21 protein-coding genes, 2 tRNA genes and 1 pseudogene are annotated in these 25,868 nt (G+C 39.4%); 13 read left to right on the forward strand and 11 right to left on the reverse strand.

The features are described from left to right. The first annotated feature begins 281 nt into the window (after positions 1-281). Both OCI93_RS14435 and OCI93_RS14440 read left to right on the forward strand, forming a co-directional pair. Positions 282-2,501: a TonB-dependent siderophore receptor gene (locus OCI93_RS14435; RefSeq protein WP_261626696.1), complete on the forward strand. Its 2,220-nt coding sequence runs from the start codon at positions 282-284 to the stop codon at positions 2,499-2,501. Between the two features lie 71 nt (positions 2,502-2,572). Further along, entirely contained in the window at positions 2,573-3,775 is a 1,203-nt protein-coding gene (locus OCI93_RS14440) for a PepSY-associated TM helix domain-containing protein (RefSeq protein ID WP_261595243.1), read from the forward strand. A 624-nt stretch (positions 3,776-4,399) separates the two neighbouring features. Here the strand turns inward: OCI93_RS14440 and OCI93_RS14445 are convergent. From OCI93_RS14445 to OCI93_RS14460, 4 genes are all read right to left on the reverse strand, one after another. Further along, positions 4,400-4,476, reverse strand: a tRNA-Val gene (locus OCI93_RS14445). 26 nt (positions 4,477-4,502) lie between these two features. Continuing rightward, positions 4,503-4,579 (reverse strand) — tRNA-Val (locus tag OCI93_RS14450). Between the two features lie 97 nt (positions 4,580-4,676). Next, positions 4,677-5,690, reverse strand: a complete 1,014-nt coding sequence (locus OCI93_RS14455; protein ID WP_261626697.1) for a DUF3080 domain-containing protein — start codon at positions 5,688-5,690, stop codon at positions 4,677-4,679. Continuing rightward, a complete protein-coding gene (locus OCI93_RS14460) occupies positions 5,665-7,017 on the reverse strand; it encodes an MATE family efflux transporter (protein WP_261626698.1) in 1,353 nt (450 codons plus the stop codon). Before OCI93_RS14460 ends, OCI93_RS14455 begins: the two co-directional genes overlap by 26 nt. 162 nt (positions 7,018-7,179) lie before the next feature. On the opposite strand from OCI93_RS14460, the gene OCI93_RS14465 reads away from it, so the two are divergent. Beyond that, a complete protein-coding gene (locus OCI93_RS14465) occupies positions 7,180-7,815 on the forward strand; it encodes a riboflavin synthase subunit alpha (protein ID WP_261626699.1) in 636 nt (211 codons plus the stop codon). A gap of 43 nt (positions 7,816-7,858) precedes the next feature. On the opposite strand, the gene OCI93_RS14470 is transcribed toward OCI93_RS14465, so the two are convergent. Both OCI93_RS14470 and OCI93_RS14475 read right to left on the reverse strand, forming a co-directional pair. Further along, positions 7,859-8,062, reverse strand: a complete 204-nt coding sequence (locus OCI93_RS14470) for a CPXCG motif-containing cysteine-rich protein (protein ID WP_261593770.1) — start codon at positions 8,060-8,062, stop codon at positions 7,859-7,861. Between the two features lie 85 nt (positions 8,063-8,147). Beyond that, on the reverse strand, positions 8,148-9,002 hold the full coding sequence (locus OCI93_RS14475) for a fructosamine kinase family protein (RefSeq protein ID WP_261593771.1): 855 nt from the start codon (positions 9,000-9,002) through the stop codon (positions 8,148-8,150). Between the two features lie 175 nt (positions 9,003-9,177). Here OCI93_RS14475 and OCI93_RS14480 point away from each other — a divergent pair, with 175 nt between their 5' ends. Next, positions 9,178-9,873 carry a DUF445 domain-containing protein gene (locus OCI93_RS14480; protein ID WP_261593772.1) on the forward strand — a complete coding sequence of 232 codons (696 nt, stop codon included), beginning with the start codon at positions 9,178-9,180 and terminating at the stop codon, positions 9,871-9,873. A 59-nt stretch (positions 9,874-9,932) separates the two neighbouring features. On the opposite strand, the gene OCI93_RS14485 is transcribed toward OCI93_RS14480, so the two are convergent. Beyond that, positions 9,933-10,289: a DUF3718 domain-containing protein gene (locus OCI93_RS14485; protein WP_261593773.1), complete on the reverse strand. Its 357-nt coding sequence runs from the start codon at positions 10,287-10,289 to the stop codon at positions 9,933-9,935. Positions 10,290-10,566: 277 nt separating this feature from the next. Here OCI93_RS14485 and OCI93_RS14490 point away from each other — a divergent pair, with 277 nt between their 5' ends. From OCI93_RS14490 to OCI93_RS14500, 3 genes are all read left to right on the forward strand, one after another. After that, on the forward strand, positions 10,567-11,355 hold the full coding sequence (locus OCI93_RS14490; protein WP_261626700.1) for a hypothetical protein: 789 nt from the start codon (positions 10,567-10,569) through the stop codon (positions 11,353-11,355). A gap of 126 nt (positions 11,356-11,481) precedes the next feature. After that, positions 11,482-12,864 (forward strand): amidohydrolase, encoded by a 1,383-nt coding sequence (locus tag OCI93_RS14495; protein WP_261626701.1) that lies wholly within the window; start codon positions 11,482-11,484, stop codon positions 12,862-12,864. A gap of 12 nt (positions 12,865-12,876) precedes the next feature. After that, the gene (locus tag OCI93_RS14500) at positions 12,877-14,118 is read left to right on the forward strand and encodes an amidohydrolase family protein (protein ID WP_261593776.1); all 1,242 of its coding nucleotides are present in this window, start codon (positions 12,877-12,879) and stop codon (positions 14,116-14,118) included. 428 nt (positions 14,119-14,546) lie between these two features. Here the strand turns inward: OCI93_RS14500 and OCI93_RS14505 are convergent, their stop codons facing one another. Next, on the reverse strand, positions 14,547-14,723 hold the full coding sequence (locus OCI93_RS14505; RefSeq protein WP_261593777.1) for a DUF6435 family protein: 177 nt from the start codon (positions 14,721-14,723) through the stop codon (positions 14,547-14,549). 258 nt (positions 14,724-14,981) lie between these two features. On the opposite strand from OCI93_RS14505, the gene OCI93_RS14510 reads away from it, so the two are divergent. The 5 genes and pseudogenes from OCI93_RS14510 to OCI93_RS14525 all read left to right on the forward strand — a co-directional run bounded on the left by OCI93_RS14510 (position 14,982) and on the right by OCI93_RS14525 (position 20,702). Then, positions 14,982-15,359, forward strand: a complete 378-nt coding sequence (locus OCI93_RS14510) for a hypothetical protein (protein WP_261593778.1) — start codon at positions 14,982-14,984, stop codon at positions 15,357-15,359. A 180-nt stretch (positions 15,360-15,539) separates the two neighbouring features. Further along, a pseudogene (locus OCI93_RS14515) lies at positions 15,540-15,983 on the forward strand (GrpB family protein). A gap of 199 nt (positions 15,984-16,182) precedes the next feature. Continuing rightward, the gene (locus OCI93_RS14520; protein WP_261593779.1) at positions 16,183-16,692 is read left to right on the forward strand and encodes a GrpB family protein; all 510 of its coding nucleotides are present in this window, start codon (positions 16,183-16,185) and stop codon (positions 16,690-16,692) included. Between the two features lie 521 nt (positions 16,693-17,213). After that, positions 17,214-17,480 (forward strand): 2-thiouracil desulfurase family protein, encoded by a 267-nt coding sequence (locus OCI93_RS21115; RefSeq protein WP_410007638.1) that lies wholly within the window; start codon positions 17,214-17,216, stop codon positions 17,478-17,480. A gap of 363 nt (positions 17,481-17,843) precedes the next feature. Further along, positions 17,844-20,702, forward strand: a complete 2,859-nt coding sequence (locus tag OCI93_RS14525) for a TonB-dependent receptor plug domain-containing protein (protein WP_261626702.1) — start codon at positions 17,844-17,846, stop codon at positions 20,700-20,702. 79 nt (positions 20,703-20,781) lie between these two features. Here OCI93_RS14525 and asnS read toward each other — a convergent pair whose 3' ends face one another. After that, complete coding sequence (gene asnS, locus OCI93_RS14530; protein WP_261626703.1) at positions 20,782-22,179, reverse strand: asparagine--tRNA ligase; 1,398 nt, start codon at positions 22,177-22,179, stop codon at positions 20,782-20,784. Between the two features lie 319 nt (positions 22,180-22,498). Here asnS and OCI93_RS14535 point away from each other — a divergent pair, with 319 nt between their 5' ends. Beyond that, positions 22,499-22,933, forward strand: coding sequence for an ATP-binding protein (locus tag OCI93_RS14535; RefSeq protein ID WP_261626704.1), 435 nt, complete (start codon positions 22,499-22,501; stop codon positions 22,931-22,933). Between the two features lie 21 nt (positions 22,934-22,954). On the opposite strand, the gene OCI93_RS14540 is transcribed toward OCI93_RS14535, so the two are convergent. Continuing rightward, positions 22,955-24,127: a putative manganese transporter gene (locus OCI93_RS14540; RefSeq protein WP_261626705.1), complete on the reverse strand. Its 1,173-nt coding sequence runs from the start codon at positions 24,125-24,127 to the stop codon at positions 22,955-22,957. A gap of 72 nt (positions 24,128-24,199) precedes the next feature. Continuing rightward, positions 24,200-25,828 (reverse strand): M28 family metallopeptidase, encoded by a 1,629-nt coding sequence (locus OCI93_RS14545; protein WP_261626706.1) that lies wholly within the window; start codon positions 25,826-25,828, stop codon positions 24,200-24,202. Positions 25,829-25,868 lie beyond the last annotated feature (40 nt).

The following is a 25,868-nucleotide window of genomic DNA, read 5'->3' on the forward strand; positions in this document are numbered from 1 at the left end:
GAGAGTAAACTCAAGTTACTATGCTGATTGGTAGGACTAATCTCTCGGTACGGTTATAAATAAATTAATATCCGCGAAGTGCGTCAAAATCATTTGCAAATGAAAACTGTTTTCATTAACATGCGCAAAAACTAAATAATAAATACGAATATATATCATTACTAAATGCGTTCCTTTCTTGGTTATGTGCTCTTATAAAATGAGACCAAATCTGGGCCTATTGGTAACAATGTATCGTTTATAAATTTTTATTGTCTCTTTAGCCGCATTAGGAGTGCTTTGTGAAACAACCTTATACAACTGCTTTGTTTAAAAAGTCGTTTATCGTTATGGCTGTCGCTTCGGCGTTGTCACCTACTTTATCTGTTGCTCAAACGTCACAAGATAGTGATATCGAAGTAATTACAGTAAAGGGTCGTGCTGCACAGTTTTACTTCGTTGAACAAGCAACGATGGCAACCAAGACACCAACAGATTATATGGATCTACCACAATCGGTGCAGGTGTTGAGCAAGCAATTAATCCAAGACCAAGCTGCACGTCAAACGACCGATCTATATCGCTCTATTTCTGGTGTTACGCAGTTTAGTTATTCAGGTATAACGGCCCGCGGTTTTAGACAAGATCAAGTAAGATATGACGGTGTACAGGGTGACCCGTATTCAGGCTTTTCGATCCCACAGCTATTCAATGTTGAACGCGTTGAAGTGCTAAAAGGCCCAACGGGTATGCTTTATGGTGCAGGCCAACCTGGTGGACTACTAAATTATGTTTCTAAAAAGCCGAAGTTTGAGCAAACGACACAAATGGCACTTTTTGCAGGCAATGACGATTTACTAGGTGGTCATCTCGAAACAACGGGTACTTTAAGCGAGGATGTACTTGCTTATCGCGTAGCTGGTTTCCATCAAAATAAAAACAGCTATCGTAATAATGTAGAAGAAGCGAACACGCTGTTATCTGCAGGCATAACTTGGTATGCCAATGATAAAACTGAGCTGATTTTTCAATATGATCATATTGATCAAGCCCTAGACGGTCACCGTTTACGTGGCGTGCCAGTTGATGATAACGGCCACTTTTTGACAAACATAAGTTATAACGCAAATGAAAAGTCTGACTTTCAAAACTTAAAAGCGGATGTGTTTCAGCTGACTGCAAATTTTGACATAGCCAACAACCTTAGCAACACCACTGTTATTCGTGGTTTTAGTAATGAACGGGCACAGCAATACCACGAAAATCTGGGATTGATCGCTGATTTATCTGAAGGGCAAAAAGAACAGTATTTACCCGTATTAGATATGTTGGGAATGGCAACACAGGATACGGCGATGATGCGTCAATTCCGCGATCAGAATCGTGAGAATGAGGAATGGAGTGTTACAACTGATTTTGTCTACGAAGGAACATTTGCAGGCACTGAGCATATGATTTTATTTGGTGCTGACTACGCTGAGGTTGAACAAGAATTTGAAAATAAAGTGAGTGACTTAACCAGAACACTTAACCCAGCAAACTATGCAGATCCGCGAGAAATATTTAACCCTGAGAACCATGTACCGACACTTGATATAATCAATCCTTTGTACAATGCAGATACCAGCAAGTACAAGCGCATCAATGCGGCGGTTCGTAAATCAAAAAGTCAACGCCAAGGTTTATATTTGCAAGACCAAATTCGTTTAACTGAACAGTGGCTTGCAATTGCAGGCCTTCGCTATGACCGCTTTGAAGACCAAGAGGGAATAAAAGTAGTTAACGATAACAAACTGAGTCCTCGTATTGGCGCGATTTATCAACCTAACGAAAATATGTCGCTGTTTGTCAATCGCTCTGAAGGCTTTAGTCCACAATCATTAAGTCAACAACCTGAATCAGGCGAAATATTTGGTCCAGAAACAAGCACACAACATGAATTTGGATTAAGAAATATTTGGTTAGACGGTAACTTAACAACAACGTTTACTACCTATCATATTGTTAAAAATGATGTGGCAGTAAGTAACCCTAATTACGTCGAAGGCAATGGCTTACCCGAGCAATTACAAATTGGTGAAGTAACGAGTAAAGGTGTTGAGCTTGATATAATTGGTGATATTGCAGATGATCTAACTGGTACTATTAGTTATGCCTATAACGATGCGACTATTACCGGTGGTAACCCCAAAGATATATCTAATACGGTAGGTAAAGAATTTGCCAATGCGCCGGATCACACATTGGGCATGTGGGCGCGTTATGCCCTACCAACTCTTAACTCATCAATCTCGCTAGGTTTTGATTATGTTGATGAACGTGTGAGTTTAAGTGGCCAAACGGTGCGCTCATATGTCACTTGGGATGCAAGCTGGCAGACTCAAATTGATAACTTTGAAATTCAGCTTAACTTAAAGAATATCTTTGACAAAGAATACGCAACAAGCGGCTTTAACAAGCGCAACGGGCACTTCCCTGGTGAACCAAGAAGTGTTGTGCTGCAGGTCAGCTACGCGCTGTAATCAGTCCTTGCAAAATTTCGAGACCCCATTAATTGGGGTCTTTGCGTTTAACATGCAGATGAAATTATACGATGAATAAGAAAACCTGGTACAAATGGCATAGCTTTGCGGGCATTAAGCTCTCGATTTTAATTTGTTTTATCTTGATCACAGGTACGTTAGCTGTAATTTCCCATGAAATAGATTGGCTGGCTAACCCGAGTAAACGTGTCTTGCCTGCTGTTGACTCATCCCAAGTGAATTGGTCTGCGGTTTATAAAGAAGCCAGACAAAGACAAAGCAAATATACTATTCAAAGTATTCATTCACCCATAGATAATTGGTTCGCAGTCGAAGTGATCACTCAAAACGAGCAGGGCATGCGGCACAGAGAGTATTACCATCCTATTACTGGCCAGTATCAAGGGGATGGGCGCTGGTATAATTGGCAACGGTTTTTTAGAATGTCGCATCGGCATTTAATGATGCCGACTATATACGGTACATCGATTGTCGGTATCATGGGTGTAATAATGTTCTTTTCGCTTGTGTCTGGTTTTTTTATGTTCCCTAAGTGGTGGAAGAACTTTTTTAGAAAACCTCGTACACAAAATCGCAAAGTTTTTTGGAATGACTGCCATAGATTGTTCGGCTTATGGTCCAGTTGGTTGTTGCTCATGGTGTGCGTAACAGGTGTTTGGTATCTGGCGGAACTTTGGGGCTTAGATGCAGACTTCTCAGAGCAACAAGATCAAATAATAACGACCCAGAAAAAACCGATTATACCCAGTCAGGCCGTATTTAATAAAGCATTAGAGCGTGTTAGGGATTACCATGATATGCAAATTAAGGCCATTTTAATGCCATCAAATAGGTGGAGTACACTTATTTTCCAAGGGCAGAACGATACATTGTTAGTGAGAGACAGGGCTAATAATGTGATCTTTAATCCATTAAATGGGGATTATTTATCACGACGCTTCGCGCAAGAACAGTCTTTGCATGTGCGTATTTCAGAGGCTGCTGATCCATTGCATTTTGGTACTTTTTACGGTATTTCGAGTAAGATTGTTTACTTTATTTTCGGCTGTATTTTAAGTGCGTTGGCCGTTTCGGGTACTTATATGTATGGTTTAAAGCTTGTTAGGCAGCACCGCGACGTTCCCATACAGCGTGCGAAAGTTTGGTATCTATCTTGGCAGGGCATGCATTATGGGCGTTGGTTAAGCATCTTTTTAATAACCCTTTGCTTTATTTTGACCGTGATTGTTTTTACCAATATTGTAATCTTGTAAAGATATGCTTTGGGAATATTTAGAGTTCAAAGGTGTTTCGGCGCGGTATTAACATCGTTCTTCTGTTGTAGTAGTGAATGTGTTTAAAAGAATAAATAAGCAAAATCTAGACACTTTTAAGCAATAAGTAGTGGCCTTGGTGTTATTAAAAATTACACAATATTTTCAGTGCAATATTCTTTAGGTATTATTCTCCTTCGCTTTGCAATGCTGATCTGGGTCGGTCTGTTAGACAAGTGTTCTCTAATATATCTATTAGTTTTAAGTGATAAAACTCTATGTTAGCAACACACTAGAAGCAAAGACTCAATCTGCAGCACGCTTGTTACTGCTAGTTTTGACGATCATTTTAGAGCATAGTTTTACTAAATGTGCTCGTGCCCTGATACAGTTATTTTGATTGTAAGGTTGAAGATGTTATTCAGTATTTTGAATACTGATTTTATTTTCTCACTTGTCGTTACCAAATATTGCACAACAAACTCAGGTCGTGCTCATCGATTTTGAGGATATTATATTTGTGCCGATTGTTTTGCCACAGAATTGGCACACAAGGCAATATATTGGTTACAGATTATATAATCAGCAGTGTTTGTTAGTAATTTATGGAATAAAACGAAATATTGGTACAACCGAGTGGATTCGAACCACCGACCCCTACCATGTCAAGGTAGTGCTCTAACCAACTGAGCTACGGTTGTATTTTAGGTTTAAACTGGTATTGATTTGGTACGACCGAGTGGATTCGAACCACCGACCCCTACCATGTCAAGGTAGTGCTCTAACCAACTGAGCTACGGTCGTACTGTATTGCAAGGCAACGGCGGCTAATATATAGCGACTTGTCTGTTGGATCAAGCCAGATTGGTAAATTTTTGTTTGTTTGCAGGTTTTTTGCACATCAAGGCTGAATTTTGCACGCTTTATAGAACTTTTGCCACCAAGTTACATGCTCTACTGCACTTATTTTAAGTTGTTGATAATAAGAGCCTGAATGTTCGATATCAAATAATTTACTGAAGGCATCATCTGATTGCCATAAAATTACAAGAGCAGGAGAAGCATTTTGCAACATATTAGTGAGCTTAGATTGATAGCCTTGTAGTTGCGATAAATAAAAGCGATTGAATACATTGCTCAGTATTTGTGCTTTTTGTTTATTTTTGTTCGATTGGCATATTTGTTCTGATGGATTAATGGTGTTTAACCACTCGGTTGTTACTCTATTGAGCATTATTTGTGTTCGAGCTGATGTAATTAGGCGTGAAATTGCATGGTTATTATTAAGCTTAGCGAGCGCATCGGTTATTAAGTTAGGATCAGTGTGTTGCCAATAATTTAAATTTGGTTGGCTTATCAGTTGTTGTAGTTTAGATAGTGTTGAGAGTGCTTCTAGGGCCTTGCTGAGCGGCACCTTATGATCTTCAAAGTCAATCTCCTGACTGGTGAGTAAAGACATTTTTGCAAGTTCTCGTTCGTTATAAACCATTTGTTCAAAATAGCTTGGTAGCTGGCGCTTTTTTTCGTTAAGGGCGGTTGTGAGCTTATTTTTGATTTCTGCGTCTTTGGTTGCGCTGTTGTTTAAGCAAATTTCAACATGTTTAATAAAGCGCAGAGCATATTTAAGCTGCTCACTAGGCACACGTACCTTTCCAAGTTGATTATTGTTTGAGGCAATTGTGTTCATTAATGTGCAATGATCCAAACTTGCAAGCTCTAACATGGATAATGTAATTTTTGAACTTGGTCGTGCTATATGTTTTGCGTTAAAGGGGGTTAGAGCAGTGGAAGTTGCCGCTCTTTTTTCCATTACGTTGGCAAGACGTTGTTGATATTCAATATATGTGTCACTTGGTGCGGGCGAACAGCCCGCAATAAATGTTACCAAGCTAATTATTAGACAAAATAAACGCAAGTCGAGACCTCACACTCAATAGTAAGAAAATAGCTGCTACCGTTAAACCTACAATAATACCTATCCAAAAACCCGTTGGACCCATAGCAGGCATTAGTAAATTGGTTTTGGCTAATACGTAACCTAAAGTAAAGCCTATTAACCAGTATGACACAAAAGTAATATACGAAATGGGCTTGGTGTATTTTAAACCACGTAACACACCATTAGCAGCAACTTGTAGCGCATCAGGGAGTTGATAGATACAGGCAAGTACGATAATACTTGATGCGAGTAGAGCAACTTGCTCATTGCTAGTATAAAGCCAAACAATACTGTTCCTAACAAGAAAGGTTAACAATGCCACAAATATGGCTGTAAAGGTGGCTAAGCAAAAGCTAGTAAAAATTGCGGTCTTTAATTGACCATAAGCCTTTTGACCTGATAGGTTACCGATTCTAATAGCAATAGCCATTGAAAGGCTTAGTGGCATCATGAATAAGACCGCAGTAATACTGGCTGCTATCTGATGACCAGATACTGCAATGGCCCCTAAGTCGGCTATAAATAAGGGAATACAGGCAAACAAAGTGACTTCAAAAAGTGTTGCTAAACAAATTGGCAACCCAAGTTTAGCAATATAAGCAATACCAGATAGATTAGGCTTGGAAAATGAAGATAACAACTGTAAAGCGTGCATAGTTTTACTGCGTTTACAATATAGCCATTGCGCAATGGCCATCGCCCAAAAAACTAACGCGGTTGCTAATCCACACCCAGCGCTGCCGTACGCCGGCACCCCTAGTTTGCCATAGATGAAAATGTAGTTAGCTACCACGTTAACACCAAGACCTATTAAACTAATATAAAACGCGGGTTTAGTTAGGCCAACACCTTCAGTGACATTGCGATAAATTGAAAACAGTAAAAAGCCTAGTACGCCCCACTTAACAAAATCGATATATTGCTGAGATAGCTCCGTTATATCATTACTGGTGCCCAGCTTAGAGAATACTGAGGGGGTAAATTGAGCGAATATTAAACTTGCAACAGCTAATATTAAAGCGAGGTAAATACTTTGTTGAAAGTGAAATTTAATACTCGTTAAATCTTTTGAGCCGTGGCAGTGAGCGACAATACCTGTCAATGCTAATAAGATACCTTGTAAAGAAAAGATTAATGGGTTCCAAAACCCCGTTGCAATCGATAGCGCAGCTAAGTCGTTAGCGCTGACCTGACCTGCCATCATCGTATCGACTACTGACATTAACACGAGTGTAATTTGAGCAAAAAAGACAGGGGTTGCAAGTTGTAACAGCCGCTTACTTTCCCAGAGACTAAACTTCATTATAATTGCCGTATAAAAAATTCATTATAACCTTTTGTTATTGCGTATAGCGAGAAAAGGCGTTGAATGAAATAACTTTTGCTTAAACCACAGATCAAGCAAGCTTTAGACGCTCACTTTAATGTTGTATGATGAGCAAAATTTAGTTTTGCAAGGGTATGTATGTTTACAGGTATTGTACAAACGCAAGCCACAGTAATAAGTACTAGCCAAAAGGATGGTGTACTTAAACTCGGTATATCAGTCGGGGTCGAGTACTTAGGTCATTTAGATATTGGTGCCAGCATTGCAATAAATGGCTGTTGCTTAACAGTGGTCGAATATGAACTAAATCGGCATGATGTTGTAGGGCAAGTATATTTTGATGTCATTGACGAAACATTAGGTTTGACCAATCTAGGAGCCTTATCTAAAGGTACACAAGTAAATTATGAACGCTCGGTTAGTTTTGGTACTGAAATAGGTGGGCATATTGTATCTGGTCATATTCATTGTTCAGCGCAAGCACAGCATATTTCTCATGAAGGAGACAATTGCAAAATATATTTAGCACTGCCAACGAAGTGGTTGAAATTTATTCAGTATAAAGGGTTTATTTGTGTCAATGGAGCAAGCTTGACCGTTGGTGAAGTAGATGAAAACGGCTTTTGGTTACATCTTATTCCAGAAACACTCAGTATCACTAATATAGGTCGGTTGACTGAAGGTGGCTGGGTTAATATTGAGGTAGACCAACAAACTTACACGATAGTGAACACGGTAGAGAATTATTTACGTAAGCAAAGTTTGAGTGAATGACTATAAAAAAGAAGCTTTGCCAATTTTAGGCAAAGCTTCTAGATTAAAATATTTGCTCGTCATCACTGTCAATATGTAATTCAAGTTTATTGTTTGATTGGTCTATGTGCATATTGCAATGAATAGGATTGCAACATGCAGCACAGTCTTCATAAAACTCTTGATCTCCATCACTTGCATCAAGGCTGACGTACACATGGTGACCACAATGTGGACACGTTATTCTTTGATCATACAGCGCTTTCATTTAGCTCTCCAAAAAGGCAGATGCCTATAGCCATTGCACTTATATAATTATAGCAGTAAATGCAACTATGAAAGCTTTATTACACTTATTTTAAAATCTCGTTAATTCTATTTCTAGCCTGCTCAAGGTAATTTCCTGTATACAAATTTGCATGTATTAATAGAGGATATAATTGGTAAACGGATTTGCGTAGTTCGTATCCAGAAGGTAATTCTAATACATCACGATATGCGCTATAAAATGAACTTGGCAGAGGCGTAAATAACTCACTCATTGCCAAATCAACTTCTCGGTCACCATAATAGCAAGCAGGGCTATCGAGACATGGCTTACCATCAACAAAAAAAATGTTACTTGTACTTAAATTTCCATGAAGTAGTGACGGCTTGGTGTTGTGCGCAAGTAAAGATTTTACAGTGATCACAAACTCATCAATATCGACCAGAGTGATACCTTTTTCTTTCAATAGCTGTAGTTGCCAGGCGATCCGCTCTTCAGCATAAAATGTTTCCCACTTTCGATGCCATTGGTTTGGTTGAACCAATTGTTGTATAAAAGAGTCTTCTTCTAAACCATACATTTCTTGCTCAGAGCGAGTGTGCATTTTAGCCAGTAAAATACCGCATTCTTGCCAGTTTTCTTGAGTGTGATTGCGTGGCAGCATCTCAATAACCATAAAACTGAACTCTAAGGTTGTTCCTATGGTAATGGTATCTGCAACTAAAAAATCACTGTCTCTTATTAGTAAATCACGCGCTTTGCTTTGTGCCTCAAAACGCTCAAGTGCACTGAGCAAATCGACTTTGACGATATAGTGCTGTTCGCCGTTTGAAATATGAAATTGTTTTTCATTTGCGAAGCTAGCAAGTTGTGTTTTATGGGTTAACACGAAGGGCTTATGCAAAGCATCAGATATGTGCTGATTAACGGCATTCCACATTACAGTCACCTTGGGTATAGACTACCTAGTGGTTTAAATATAGCGGATCTCAGGCGTTCGGGAAGCATTCTATAAAATATATGCGCTCAATGGATAAAAACAATAACTTTTTGGATGCTATATTTTGATGAAAATAGGGTATAAAATGCCTCGGTTTGTAAATCTGGAGGTTTGAGTGAATAAAAGCTATGTTACTAATACATTGGCAGTATCTGCTGTTCTCGTTGGTTATTTCTCAGCACAGCCATTGTTGTTTTCAATAGGTATATTTGCGCTATCAGGTGCTATGACAAACTTACTTGCAATTCATATGCTGTTTGAAAAAGTGCCATTTTTATATGGTTCAGGTGTTATTAAGCTCAAGTTTAAGGAGTTTAAAGCGTCGATTCGTGAGCTTGTCTTGGAGGAGTTTTTTAGTCAGGAAAAAGTCTCTATGCTACTTGAAAAACAACAAAACGCGATAGACCTAACACCGGTTATAAAAAAAGTCGATCTGTCACCCGCATTCGATAAATTGGTACAGGTAATAGAAGCATCGCAGTTTGGCGCTATGCTAAATATGTTTGGTGGTAATGAAGCATTACAACCGATGAAAGGGTCGTTTGTTGATAAAATGCAAGACGCTTTAATAGAAATTACAGAAGAAGAAAAATTTAAAAAGTTAATGAGTGATGAATTAAGTCGGGGCCATAGTGCAGAGATGGTTTTTACAACAATAGAAAATGCTGTTGAGCAGCGTCTGGAGGAGCTAACGCCTGATATGGTAAAAGATATTGTTCAGAATATGATTAAAACTCATTTGGGCTGGTTAGTTGTTTGGGGTGGCGTGTTTGGGGGCTTATTTGGCCTGCTTGCTGCTATAGTTGGATGAAAAGTGCGCTACGTTAATTTATAGCACACTTCTTTTGGCTTGATCCTTTGATTCATAGCTTAAGAGCCTGATACTAAAATAGTTAGATTGTTTGCACTGGCACTCAAATCTTTAATGTGCGTTTCAGTATTCATATCAAATCTCAATGAATGCGCAGAATTATCAAGGCCATGCTTGCTAATAAATTGGTCAGTTGACATATTATTACAACTTAGTTCATTTTGAACAACCCTAAGGCCGATACGATACTCTCTCATTGTTCTGCGTAGGTTATAAGAGTCATTTTCAGTGATTGCCATGCATAGATTTGTTTCAATGGTATTGTCTGCTGCGACAAACTGTTCTGCATGTGCGGTTGCTGTTAATAGGCTTGCTAATAGTGTTGCTGATGCACAAAAAGTAGTTAGCTTTTTCATAATGTTTCTCCACGGGTTTTGTCTGGGTTCAAACTAATTATGACCTAGTTAAAAAAAGATGTTGTAAAGTAACGATGTGAGAATGTAAGCAAGTATTATAATGTAACTCTAAATTATTAACCTGATGAAATAATTGATAAAATAAGTTTGGTATTGACACACTTTTCTAAATTTTTTTTCTGGTATTTATACGTTTTACATTTTGTTTTCACCATCATAAAAGTTGGTTTTCAATTACATTATTAAAAATAACGTCATCATAAGATGCAGATAGAAGATGCAAATAAAATTACTTAAAAAATATTATAAACAAGGTGCTGCCAAGCAAGTTGAAAATGCAAGGTTTTGCTATTATTGCGGCTGCGAAGCAACTGAGCGAGATTATTGTCCTCCATTGCAACATGCAGAGCTTGTGATTCAATTTTCAGAAAGTGCCGACTTTATTTGCGTACCGGCCTGCTATGAGTGCTTTGCGTTGTTGCACAATGAGCGTGTACTGTATTTAGATGAACGAGTTAAAAAGTTAAAAGCGAAACTAGCAAATAAATATAGCAAAGCGCTTAAGGTATATAATATGTGGCATGAATCAGAGCTTGAAGATATGAGCCCAGAATTTAGTCACAGCATTACTGCTGGGATGGCTTTGGGACATGAAGCTTCACAGCGTATTGAGTTTAGACCATTTTCACTTGAGACTGACGATGCAGGCTCTATAAAGCCAATGCCAAGGCAAAGTTTTGCTGTGGCGCAGAACACATTTTCAAGTTTTAATGAGGCAATGACGTTTTGCTGTGAACAATATGATGTAAATAAAAGTAAGTTTTATGATTTACTTGTAAAAGAGTATGCAGGAGATTTTGATAGGGCTCTAAGTCAATACTTACACCGCTATAGCAAACCGCAAACGGTCGATTTAGCAAAAAATAAAATTAAGCAATTTGCTAAACAACATAAGCAAAACTCAGACTTTGTTGCTAGAGCAACAGAGCAATTTATGAAAAAAGACACAAAGTTAGACATAGACGGAGCACTTGCTAAGCTCTATCAAGACTATATTGCGCGTTAAACGCGCGTAATAGCTAAAGAGTACGTGAAATTCATCGCATTTAAATGTAATTTGAGGTATTTATTTCGCATTTTTGCTTGAGTTTCGTTACAGTTATTGAGAAATAAAAACAATAGAGATAAAACAATGCAAAAATTTGCTCCCTCCGTTTTGGTGCTAGCATTGACTGCAGCACTAGCGGGTTGCCAAGATACAGGCCCGCAAAAAGAAAAAGTAACCATTGAAAAAAACCCTTACCCAAGTACTTATAAAGCGCTTCCTGCCAGTACAACGTTAATTACTAATGCAACGGTACTAACAGGCACAGGTGAGCGCTTAGATAACGCCGATGTTTACCTTGTTGATGGTAAAATTAGTCAAGTTGGCATTGATTTAGCTGTCAATGCTGACAACACCATTGATGCGCAAGGTAAATGGGTCACGCCTGGGATTATTGATGTGCATTCGCATCTAGGGGCTTACCCTAGTCCTGCGGTGGAGTCTCACCAAGACGGTAATGAAATGATTAACCCTAACACAGCACAAGTGTGGGTAGAGCACTCAGTATGGCCGCAAGATCCTGGCTTTAACCGTGCGCGTGAAGGGGGTATTACAACGCTACAAATACTACCTGGCTCTGCAAACTTGTTTGGTGGACGTAGCGTCACGCTAAAAAATGTACCTGCACATACTATGCAAGCAATGAAATTTCCAGCAGCACCATATGGTTTAAAAATGGCATGTGGTGAAAACCCTAAGCGTGTTTATGGCGGAAAAGGGGTCGCGCCTTCAACACGTATGGGTAATATGGCAGGTTACCGTGAAGCATGGGTTGAAGCGTCAGAGTATAAACGTGCTTGGGAGCGTTATGAGCAAGAATACGCTGCCGGCATGAATCCAGATGCACCAAAGCGTGATATTAAACTTGATACATTACGTGGCGTATTAGATGGTGAAATCTTAATTCATAACCATTGCTACAAAGCTGAAGAAATGGCGATGATGGTAGATTTAGGAAAAGAGTTTAATTATCACTCTGGTACATTCCATCATGGTATAGAAGCGTACAAAGTGGCAGATCTTCTTGCTGAAAATGGTAACTGTGCGGCACTTTGGCCAGATTGGTGGGGCTTTAAAATGGAAGCCTATGACATGGTACAAGAAAACGTAGCGATTGTTGATGCGGTTAAAAATTCATGTGCTGTTGTTCACTCTGACTCTGACACCACTATTCAGCGCTTAAACCAAGAAGCGGGTAAGGTAATGTATAGTGCGAATAAGAACGGTTTTGATATTTCAGAAGAGCATGCCATCCAATGGATCACCTACAATGCGGCCAAATCTTTAGGTATTGCTGATAAAACAGGTTCTATTGAAAAGGGCAAGCAAGCTGACGTTGTCATTTGGGATAAAAGCCCATTTAGTGTTTATGCAAAAGCTGAGCATGTATATATCGACGGTGCTAAAGTATACGATCGAAATGATGAAAAATATCATGCCGTTAGTGATTTTATGTTAGGCCAAAAATAAGGAGCGCACACTATGACTAAATTTAAGTTATCTATGATCACCGGCGCTTTACTGGCAAGTTCAGCGGCATTTGCTCAAGTTACAGCAATTACTGGAGCAACGGTGCATACTGCAACTGAGCAGGGTACTATCACTAATGCGACTGTCGTTATCGAAGATGGAAAAATTAAAGCAATTAATCCTCAAAACATGGCTGCTGACATCACAGTACCTGCACAAGGGCTTGTGTTAACCCCAGGATTTATTGGTTCAATGAACCAATTGGGCCTTGTCGAAGTAGGTGCAGTTGCTCGCTCGCGTGATGCATCTGACGAAAAAGCAGGGTTGGACTTTGACCCAAGTTATGCGTTCAACCCACGCTCTTCACTTATTCCATATGCGCGAAAAGGTGGCATAACACAAAATGTTGTTGCGCCGATAAATTGGGACGGTGTTTACTCTGGCCTTGCATTTACTGCGGATTTAAGTGGTGATTTTGAGAGCATTACTGATAAACATACTGCATTAGTGATTGATCTTGGTGCTAGAAGTAAAGGTTCACGTGCACTGTCTTTTCAGCAACTTGTAGACAAGTTAGAAGGTCAGACAGCTAAGCTTAAAAAAAGCGAAGATAAAAAAGAAGACAAAAAAGCGGATAAACCAAGTGGCGAAGAGCGTGTTTTGACGCAACTATTAGAGGCAAAACTGCCATTAGTAATTGATGTTAACCGTGCCGCAGATATTTTGCAGGTTATTAAGCTTAAAACACAGTTCTCTTTAGATGTGATTATTCGTGGCGGCTCAGATGCTGTATTAATCGCGGATAAAATTGCGCAAGCAAAAATACCGGTTATTGTCAGCGGTGTTTCAAACTTGCCGTCAGACTTTGATGCAATGCATGCAAGTTTAGAAAATGCAGGTAAATTAGAAAAAGCAGGCGTAAAAGTATTGTTGTCAGTGTTTGGTGATGGCAGTCATAACTTGTATCAATTGCGATATGATGCTGGTATCGCGGTATCGAACGGAATGAGTTTTGACAATGCAATTAAAGCTGTAACTAGCAATGTAGCTGATGCATTCGCTATTGATGGTGGTAAAATTGCCGTTGGACAACGTGCAGATTTAGTACTTTGGAGTGCAGACCCATTTGAGTTAAGTACGCACGTTGAAAAAGTGTGGATCAACGGTGAGGAAGTTTCTACGCAGTCACGTCATGATAAATTGCGTGATCGTTACACAACAGATTCTGCATTGCCTCATGCTTATACTAAATAAAATTATTAATTTTAAATAGTCTATAATGCCTAGTTCTCAACTAGGCTTTTTTATTTTTACTCATTACATTAAATAAATGGTCAGATATTAATGTAAGTAAATGGTTTGTTGAAAATTTCACTGGGTAAAACAATTTCATCATGTTTAAACTAATATGTGTAGTGATATTTTGAGGGGTTGAAACGCAGGTTTTTATTTTTAAATCATATCTACTTTATGCACCTGACCAATAATGAATTTTTCCTGTTGCTATACCTTACGATATCTACCTGCTATATTGGTATTAAATGGGTTTATACAGTGAATTGAATATTTTCAGCATGTGCTTGATAAGTATAATTAAATACTTAATTTGGTGAGCTTATAATTGACCGTTTTCAACGTTTTCACTACATGTGAACTATTTAGCCCTCATGTAGTTTAAAAAGTTACTTTGTTGATGTTTCAATATCCTGTATTTTTTTATATACATCATCTGCTTCAGCTGTCAGGGTAGAGTATGTTCTAATATCACCACGTCTTTGTGCATGCATGGCTTGCTCTTGCAGCATTGCGAGCTGTTTCTCAAGCTTTTTAGTTGGGTTGCGCTTAAAAAATGAAAACATTAATTACTCCAATAATATCTTGTGTCTCTTTTATACGAAAGGCAGGTAAAAATAGTTCAACTCATATGGCTAAGGCAAATGAATATCTGTAATGTTGTAGGATGGAAACACATTTTTTGTATTAAATTTGGTGTTTGCTCGGTAAAAAATGTAGCTTAAAAGCAGGTATTTTGCTTTATTGTTAACCAAGTTTACTTAAGTCTAGTATAGAGCGATTAATCTATATTTTAAATATTACATAAAAACAAGGAAAGTACGATGAATGTTTGGATATTACTTTCGGGAATAACTGCTTTAATTACTTCTTTAATACATATATTTGCAGGGCAGATAGATCCTATTAAACCCTTCCTTAACTCAGAGCTTCCCGATATACCAAAGGCAACCCTTTTAGGGTGCTGGCATATAGTATCTTTAGTATTAGTTATTTCGGGTGTAACACTAACGTATATTGGTTGGTTTAACCGCATTGAACTACAAAATGTAGTTTTAGGTTTATCAATAACCTTTGTTGCTTTTTCATTGGTTTTTTTGGCCGTCGGTTGGTTTTTCTTTGGTTATAAAACGTTTTTTAAGTTACCTCAGTGGGTGTTATTATTGCCAATTGGTGTACTGGGTTTGATTGGTGCTATATAAATTAAGTCATAAATTTCAGTAAGCTATGTACTAAAGTGTGCTACCACAAAATGTTTTAATATTGGCCGCGTTTATGGCAGTTGAGTGAGAATAAATGAGTAAACGAGTCATAAAAGTTGCCAATTATTCAGAACATATTGGCACCAAGCGTTCACAGATGAAAAAGCTTTACTTGAGTCTGTGTTAGCAAGTGACAATTTAGTTGGTATACATCATATAGGTAGTACATCTGTTAAAGGGCTTTGTGCAAAGCCCGTAATTGATATGCTTGTTTGAAGTTAAAAACCGACAATGCTAGATAGTCACAATCAACAGATGGCATTAATTGGATACCTAGCAAAAGGAGAGTACGGTATTGCAGGTAGGCGTTATTTTCAAAAAGGAAAGCATGAGAGAAGTCACCAAGTACATGCTTTTGAGTTTGGTTCGTTTGATGTAATAAGGCACCTTGCATTTAGAGATTATTTAATTGCTTTTCCTGAAATTGCTCAACAATATGGTTTATTAAAGCAAGAAGGGGCTAGGGTGTGTGCAAACAATATTAATGTGTATTGCGATCACAAAGATAGTTTTATAAAAGAACATGAAGCTGAAGCATTACACTGTAAAACGTTAAGTAAATAACCGCCTGAGTAAAATAAGTTTTTGAAAATTATGTTTTTTATCAGGTTAAATAAAAGGTAACCATGATGAAGTCTAGTGCTTTAGTACTGCTTTTAGTTTTGTTGCTCGCTTAGTATCAAATCGAGCTGTGAAAATGAGCTTTGCTCTTGCCATGTGAGTTTTATGAGCCATAAACTTAAATCTTAGAGGTGAAAATTAAGTGTCAGATGATGTGATTAAACTTGTTAATTACAATGCAAAATGGGTAGACATGTTTAATGTGGAGCGTAATTTTTTGCATTTGCATATATCGCAGTATGTGGTTGGTTCTATCGAGCATGTAGGTAGTACCGCTGTTAAAGGCATGATTGCCAAACCAATAATCGATATTATGGTCGGGGTTAAGTCTTTGCATGATGCTCAAGGAGCGATAAATATTCTCTCGAATAATTCATATTGTTACTACCCATATAAAGCTGATGTAATGCATTGGTTCTGTAAACCATCACCAGAGGTAAGAACGCACCATTTACATTTAGTACCATATTTGAGCACTCTATGGTACGAGCGAATCGCATTTAGAAACATTTTGCGCAACAACCCAGATGTGGCATTACAATATGCTGACCTAAAAGTAGATTTAGCTAACCGTCATATTGATGACCGTGAAGCATATACTCAGAAAAAATGGCCATTTATCAAGTCTATGCTGAGTCGCTTTCAAAGCTAATTGATGTACCAGTCAGAAAGTACCGTCTCGCTCTTTATTAACACCTCAAACCATCATAGGTTAATATTCTCACTTAATTGTAAAACTCTCGCGTAACAAATTTTTAGATCGATCACAAAGCGTGCAGCGTAAAGTGCCTTTAGTTCTTATTAAATGACAGAAGGAATACAACATTGAAAGCACTCATACAACATCGTTATTGATAGTGTCTAGCATATTTTTATCTGCCTGCAATGACAATGATAACCATGTTAATACTACGCCAAGCCCACAAGTTTCAACCACAACGATTGCTGATGCTGCAAGAGGGGGGTTCTACTTTGATTACTGCGCTTGAGGCCACAGGCCTTGATAGTACACTTTGTGATACAAGTAATAAGTTTACTGTTTTTGAACCTACTGATTAGGCTTTCGCTGTAATAGGCCAAGATACGGTAGATACGTTGTTGCAAGATACGGATAAGCTCAGCGTAATACTTTGATATCATATAGTTAGTAGCGAAGTAAATGCACAAACAGCGATAGGACTTACTGGCACTTTTGCTGATACAGTCAATGGTGCACGGCTAGCGCTTTCATTATGTCAAAAATATAGCATCAAATATGCTGTTTTAGCACAATCGAGCCCTAGTTGTTGCAGTAGCACAGCTTACGATGGTCATTTCACAGGTCAAAAAGTAGCTTGTAATGGTGTAACCACGCAGCTTCTCAACCAGCATGGTATTCAAGTGGTTGGTCAACATAATATAGTTGATCTTAAGGCGTTGCTAACACACTTCGATGTTTGATTTGGCTTGTTAGGGGTTATTTCACAGTATTGTTCTAATATGTGTCATCTAATAAAAGTACCGTCTTTTTTATTCTTAAACTGGCTAGTTCGGCACAAAGTGAAGCAATTTTTCAATACTAAGCAGTTGGTAATTAATCATGGGGTTTAAAAATATCCGATATTTTTACTTCTCGATTGCTATTAGTCCCTTTTTATGAACGCAGAATCTACATGCCACTTATGAACGCAATGTAAAAAATGAATTATTTAATTAATTTTAATTTACATAGTATTTACCTTGTGTTTCTATATGCGCTCCGAAAACAATAAAACTAACTAAATTACTCATTGTTGATTGCACTACATGAGTATCGGGGGAAAAATGTTAAATTCTAAGTTAAGTCTTGCTATTAAAACGGCTCTATTCGGGAGCATGGTGTTTTCAAGTCAAAGTGCCATTGCAAATAATGACCAAAAAGGTGCCGACAAAGAAATTGAGCGGATTGTCACAACAGGCTCACGGATCAGCCGTGCTGATATTGAGGGCCCGTCGCCAGTGGTTGTAATGACTGCTGAAGATATTGATGCCAAAGGTTTCAATAATGTTTTTGAAGCTATTCAATCGCTGTCGTCTGCGACGGGATCAACCCAAGGGCAGGGTTATACGAATAGTTTTACTCCCAATGCTGAGACAGTAAATTTGCGAGGAATGGGCGCAAATAGAACCCTAGTTTTGCTTAATGGTCGCCGAGTTGCCAACTACCCACGCGCATTTAACGGCCAAAATAATGTATTTAATTTATCAAGTATCAGTGCGGCATCTATCTCTCGAATAGAGATACTCACAGGCGGAAGCTCTGCGGTATATGGCTCCGATGCTATTGCGGGTGTGGTTAATATTATTACCAAAACAGAGATGGATGATGTCACTGTCAGATTAAGGCACAGCACATCAGATCAAGGCGGCGGTGATAATAGTAAGTTCTCAATCGCAGGTGGCCTTAGCCAAGGCGATTTAAATGTCTCTTATGCACTTGAGTACTCCAAACAAGACATGCTGCTAGGTAGTGAGCGCGATTGGCTCGATGATAATTACGATGGCCCTAATACTGAGAAAGAACCTGAATATCAGAGGGTTAACCAGCGCAATATCATGGCAGCTACCTTTGACGGTGGCTTTAAATATTTGCACCCGAATGAGTTTGGTAATAATGTTTGCGACCAATGGGATGAATACGCATTGTCAGAGCGCCCCTCGCGAGGTTTTTATTGTGGTAAAGACACCACAGGTGATAGTTCTTATATCAACGACAGAGAGCAGCTATCGCTATATACCAACCTAACATACCAGTTGAGCAATAATCATGAGTTTTTTGCTGAAGCACTTTATTGGGACAGTGAAGCAAAAAACAGAGGGGGCTATGGTATTGGCTGGGGAACAGATAGACTGCCTGAAGGCATTGCTATTGGCGACCAATGGCTTTGGGATGCAACGAATGAGCGCTATTTATACCTAACACGTACATTTAGCCCCGCAGAAGTCGGTGATGTTAGGGCGCACTTTGAAGATGAAATGCTCTACAGTGCTGCGGGCTTCAAAGGGCTTATTTTTGATGATTGGAACTATGAAGTGTCGCTTTCTCATAGTGCTTCAGATAGTTTTGAGTATGAAAATCTAATCGCCTCAGATAAGGCACTAGATTACTTCCTTGGTCAACCAATTGCGGGCACAGTTAATGAATTTAACCCAAACTTTGCGCGTTTTTGGCGACCATTAGACCAAGCTGGTAGAGATGCAATCGTCGAAGTCAATGATTCATCCGCTGATGCGTCTGTTACTACCGTAAATGGTTCAATTACCGGTGCTTTGTTTGAATTGCCAGCGGGCGCAGTTGATTTTGCTTTAGCGTTAGAATGGTCAACAGAAGACTATGCTATTAGAGTAGACCCAAGAACATTGGATAAAACAACTGGCTGGGGTAATGGGCTCACCGGTACTGAAGGTAAAGGTGAACGTGATCGTTACGGTGCCGCACTGGAATTTAGACTGCCTGTAACAGAGCAACTGCTAGCCAGTATTGCAGGTCGTTATGACTATTACGACGATGAAACCGCAGTAGATGGTGCATTTACCTATCAACTGGGCTTAGAGTATCGCCCGATAGACACATTATTAATGCGTGCAAACTACGGGACTACCTTTAGAGCACCAGACATTCACCAAGTATTTGCTGGCCCTTCAGGCTTCTATGAGTCTTTTACCGACTATTGGTTAGAGAGTAAATGCGTACAAATTGTTAACCAACAAAGCACGGGATTATCTGCTGTTGAGAATGATGCAGTGAGCTATCATTGTGATATGGATAGTGCAGGTAAATTACGTGAAGGGCAGCGCTATCAAGGAACACGTACTGGTAACAAAGACCTTAAAGAAGAAACAGGCTACTCAGCCACCTTAGGGTTTGTGTGGAGTGTTACAGAAGAGATTGACCTAATTGCTGATTTATATCGCATCCGTATTAAAGATCAGGTGGAAAGCTGGGATACCGATCATTTCTTCACCACAGAAGCAAAATGCCGTAATGGGCAAGAACCAAATCAAGCGCTATGTGACGATGTACTCAACCGTATAAAGCGTTTTGATGCTGCACAACCCGATGTTGGTCTTAAAGTGAATACGGCCCATACAACTTATATAAATCAGTCATTAAAAGAGCAAACCGGTTTTGATATTAACCTTAAGGCTGGCTTTGACTTTGGCACGTATGGTGAGTTTGATATGGACCTTAAATTTACACATGTGCTTGAAGTAGTAAATCAACAGTTCCCGGGTGATGCAATTGATAAAGAGTATAGAGATAATTACTTGAATAACGACTTTCGCTCACGATGGGATAATAAATTTGGCTGGCGCATAAATGATTGGCTTGTGCAATTACAACAAACCCGCTTTGGATCTAGTTGGAACTATGAAGACCCTGATAAAATACGCAACCCTTCAGACGAAAAGCGAGCCTTGGCGGCACGCATGAAGCCTTGGTTAATCTATAATTTAGGCGTGACTTATATACTAAACGATAACCATAATATTAAGTTAGGGGTTAATAACCTGCGTGATTCTCGCGCTCGAAATGATAAAAGTTACACGGGAGATGACCCTTGGTTTAACCGTGGCAGATACCCTGTAACAACGGCCGTAATGGGTCGTACTTTCTCGCTTGAATGGGTTGGGAAGTTTTAACTGGTTGTTTGGGATAGCGAGCTTTAGAGATATAAAAATACCCAGCATTTGCTGGGTATTTTATATTTTGTAATCTATTTTAGTACGTTGCACTGCCTTTGGTGCGAGGGAAGGCAATCACATCACGCACGTTACCCATGCCTGTAACATAGGCTACCAAACGTTCAAAGCCAAGGCCAAATCCAGAGTGAGGTACAGTGCCGTATTTACGCAAGTCACGGTACCAGCTGTAATCTTCTTTGTTTAAGCCCATTTCTTCTAAACGTGCATCGAGTACATCTAAACGTTCTTCACGTTGAGAGCCACCGATTATTTCACCAATACCTGGGGCTACAACGTCCATTGCTGCTACGGTTTTTCCATCTTCGTTTTGGCGCATATAAAAAGCTTTGATATCGCGTGGGTAGTTTTTGATAACTACTGGTGCTTTAAAGTGCTCTTCTGCTAAGTAACGTTCATGCTCAGACTGTAAATCAACACCCCATTCAACAGGGAATTCAAACTTTTTACCACAGTCTTTTAGAATTTCTACTGCATCAGTGTAATCTACTTGGGCAAAGTCTTTATCTACAAATTCCTCTAAACGCGAAATAGCATTTTTTTCAATACGCTGCGCGAAAAACTCCATATCATCACGACGTTCTGTTAACACTGCATTAAACACATACTTGAGCATGTTTTCGGCTAATTTTGCAATGTCGTCTAAATCAGCAAATGCAACTTCTGGTTCAACCATCCAAAACTCAGCAAGGTGTCTTGAAGTATTTGAGTTTTCAGCACGGAAAGTTGGGCCAAAAGTATAAACCTTTGACATGGCACTGGCATAAGTCTCACCATTTAGCTGACCAGATACAGTTAGAAATGCTTCTTTACCAAAAAAATCTTCACTGTAATCAACATCGCCTTTGTCTGTGCGTGGCAGATTGTTCATATCAAGCGTTGAGACACGGAACATTTCGCCTGCACCTTCACAGTCACTGGCTGTGACGATTGGGGTGCTGATCCACATGTAACCTTGCTCGTGGAAAAAACGATGTAGTGCTTGTGATAAACAGTTTCGCACGCGAGTTACTGCACCAATTACGTTGGTGCGTGGACGAAGGTGTGCGTGTTCACGTAAATATTCAATACTATGGCGCTTTGCAGCCATAGGATATGAGTCTGGATTTTCTACCCAGCCTAATACTTCAACTGAGTTAGCTTGAATTTCAAATGCTTGACCTTGGCCTTCAGATTTTACTAACACGCCAGTTACTTTAACTGAGCAACCTGCTGTTAAGCGGGTAACTTCATCATAATTATTGAGCGAATTAGGAACAACTGCTTGGATAGGGTCAAAACAAGAACCGTCATGAACGGCTAAGAAAGAAATACCTGCTTTTGAATCGCGGCGTGTACGGATCCAACCTTTTATTATTACTTGGTTGTCGACCGCAACGGTGCCCTTGAGTAGCTCCGTTATCGCTATGTGGCTCATCTTCACTCCAATGATATAAGTTACCTAATAATTATTCGATTGTACCTGATATACATTTCAGGCACGTAACCCGTATCTTACCTTTGATAAGGCAATAAAAAAACACTCAATCGCAACTCTTTTACAAGTTAATGAGGTATACAAACAATTTTAGCGTTGTTTTGTACGCTTTTTAAACTGCGTTAAAGCAGGCGAATAAATTGTGGTACTCTAATAAAATAGGGGTACAGGTAATTCATGATTAAATTGAAAAGTTGTGGCATGATATGCGCCTACTTCCAGAATCGAATTGTTCAAATTTTAGGTGTTGCTATTGGCGATGAAACAAGTTTTTATTTTAAGGGGCTTACCCGGATGCGGTAAGAGCTATTACGCGCAAACACTTGCAGATGATTTAGTTGCAGGTGATGAAGGTCAATATTTAATCTGTGCAACGGATGATTATTTTTATAATGATGATCGAGAGTATTATTTTGAAAAGTTTAAACTTCCCGAATACCATAACCTAAACTTAGCTCGTTTTATTAATGGCCTAAAAGAGGGTATTCCTCTGGTTATCGTTGATAACACCAATATCAAAAAGTGGGAGTTTGTGGCGTACAGTGCAGCGGCAACGGCACTGGGTTATCAAGTGAAAGAAGTGATTGTTGGGGAAGTTAAAGACAAATCATTACAGCACCTTTATGCCAAACGTAATACACATGGTGTAGCACTGAAAACGATAAGCAAAATGGCCTATTTGTTTGAATGGTAATACACCGCTTGTGTATTACTTTTAAGACCACCCATATAATGTGTATGCAACGATAAGCGCAGGAACGGTTGAGTATAAAGTAGCGAGTAGCGCTGCTTTTGGCGCCAGCGCGATGGCCGGAAACAAGGCATCGCCATCGTTTGAAATAGCATTACCTGCAAGTGCGCTAAAAGGTATAACACCTTGAATGTATAGTGTCGTTACAACAATTTGCGGACCACACCCGGGTAGCAAGCCAACCAAAACAGCCATTAACGGCGTAAACATTGCAAATTCGCTAAACCAAGAAGCTACGTCTAACCCGCCTACATTCACCAGTATTTCGTAGAGCATAAAACTAACAATTACCCAAGCACTGACAAAATGTGTATCTTCAATAATTTGCAAATAACGAGCAGCTTGTTTTTCTTTCATGTTTGGCTTCTTGGTAGAGGAACTCTCCATATTATATGTAGAAGTTATTGGGCTTAGTGACCAAGCGACTGCAATCAAAACTGCCATCGTGCAGCCAAACAGTTCGATAGCATGAGTAAATAGGCCAAAATCAATGTTAAATGCCATTAGTAGGGCAATAATAAGACACGGCAGCATAATTATTTGCCAATAGATGATACTAATTTGATCAACATAACTGATTGGTTTTGCAGATATTTGCATTTTTGGCTTTGTAATAGCACTGGCAGGCAAAGGGTTACAAAACCGATTAACAGCTATACCACTTAAAAAGCCTACCGATATGCCAAGTAGCAATATTAGCAATCCTTCTAATGGCTTTTGCGCTAACAATAAAAAGGCGGCATCGCCCATTGTTGCCGTTAACACCGCAACTAGGGCGCCAAAACTGGCTTGGCGTTGAGTAAATTGTGTTACGACCACGATAGCGCCGCCACAGCCTGGCAAGGCGCCAAGAAAAGCAGCAAATGCAACTTCCAAAATTGGTGAACGAGTATATAGCGCGTTCAATTGCAAGTGAGGAAGTTTATCAACAAGGTGGCGGTAGAGGTAAAGCGTAGAAGCAACAAATACGGTCACTTGAAAAAACGCATCGGCCAAAGTTGTTATTGTCACCGACCTAAGTGGCGGATAAGCGATAGCCAAAGCCAGTAAAATAGGCAATAACAGGCGTTTATTGCTTGTAAACTTACCTTGAAGAACGGCGAAATTTACAGCATCTTTGAGAGAATAAAAAAACATAGGGCGTGACCAGAATCTGTGACTGATCACACCTTATTCTATTTGCAAATGATAATCAATATCATTTGTATTTTATTTGCGTTGAAATTCGGCTGTTTTATTCCAAGTTGGCCAATCTTGCTGTTGAGAAATATCATAACCGACTTGATAGAATAGTTGCAGGTCTTGTACCGCGCCGCTTAAGTCCCACTCATCACGGTAACGATCGCAAGGTTGGTGATAGCAACCACGTAGCACTAAACTCATACGCTTGCGGTAGTTTGCGGTTGCTTCATCCAGTGCTTGTGTACCGCCGCCTGCATACATGGCTGGAACGCCCATGTTGGCAAAGGCAAAGTGATCAGAGCGGTAATAACCTCCAGATGCCGGTTTTGGATCGCCAGACACAACACGACCTTGCTGTTTTGCTGCGCTTTGTAGCATATTATCAAGAGATGATTTACCAATGCCGACTACACTAATATCTTTGACTTTGCCTAATAAATTTAAGCTGTCCATATTAATGTTCGCAACCGTTTTATTGGCTGGTATAACAGGGTTAGCGGCGTAAAATTTAGAGCCTAATAAACCTTGCTCTTCAGCGGTTACTGCTAAAAATGTCATTGAGCGATTAGGGCGCGTTGGTAATTTAACAAAGGCTTCAGCGACTTCAATCATGCCGCCTGTGCCGGTTGCATTATCATGGGCACCATTATAAATTTGGTCGCCTTTGCGATTTTTATCCGTACCGAGATGATCCCAGTGTGCAGAGTAGATTACATGCTCATCAGGTTGTGTACTGCCAGGTAATGTAGCGATAAAATTATAAGAGATAGATGTTTTGATTTTGCTCTTAACCGTTACAGAAGCAGTTAAGTCACCCATATCAACGTTGTATGCACCTTTGGCTGCATTTGTTTTAGCATTATCAAAGTTAAGTCCCGCTTTTTCAAAAAGCTCTTTGGCCACATTAACGGTCACCCAGCCTTCAACAGCAACGCGGTCCATGTTGTTATTGGCTTTTTGAAAACCGAATTGTTCACCGCTCCATGAGTTTTCAACCACACTCCAAGGGTAAGAAGCAGGTGCTGTTTCGTGAACAATGATTGCGCCTGCAGCGCCTTGACGGCTGGCTTCTTCAAATTTGTATGTCCAGCGGCCATAGTAGGTCATTGCTTCACCAGTGAACATACTTTCGTCTTTGGTTGCAAAGCCAGGATCATTGACTAGCATAACCACTGTTTTACCAGTAACATCAATACCTTCGTAGTCATTCCAGTTATATTCAGGGGCATTTACACCATACCCTACAAATACTAATTCTGACTCGTTAATCGACTCAAGTGCGCTAATACGGCTGGTGCCCATTACCATCTCTTTTTTGTATTGGTAGGCTTTGCCACCAATATCGAGCGTCATATTGGCATCAGCTTCAATAGATACCAATGGCACTTCTTGAAAGAAGCTATCACCGTTGCCAGGTTGATAGCCAAGTGCTTTAAACTGATCACTTAAGTAAGCCAAAGTTAATTCTTCACCTTTGGATGAGGGTGCTCGGCCACCGAATTCGTCTGACGCTAAAGTTTTAATATGTTGCGCCAGCTGTGCTGCGTTAATACTGTTATAAGCCGTTTGTACATCAGCGTTTGTGTTTGGTGTAGTACTTACACATCCGCTCAGTACTGCAATCGTCAACGCGCTAAGAGTCATTTTTAGTTTCATAGCTGTTCTTTTGTTATTAATTGGATGCGTTAGTATAAAC

The sequence above is a fragment of the Pseudoalteromonas holothuriae genome, assembly GCF_945859825.1.
In the GTDB taxonomy this organism is placed as follows: domain Bacteria; phylum Pseudomonadota; class Gammaproteobacteria; order Enterobacterales; family Alteromonadaceae; genus Pseudoalteromonas; species Pseudoalteromonas holothuriae.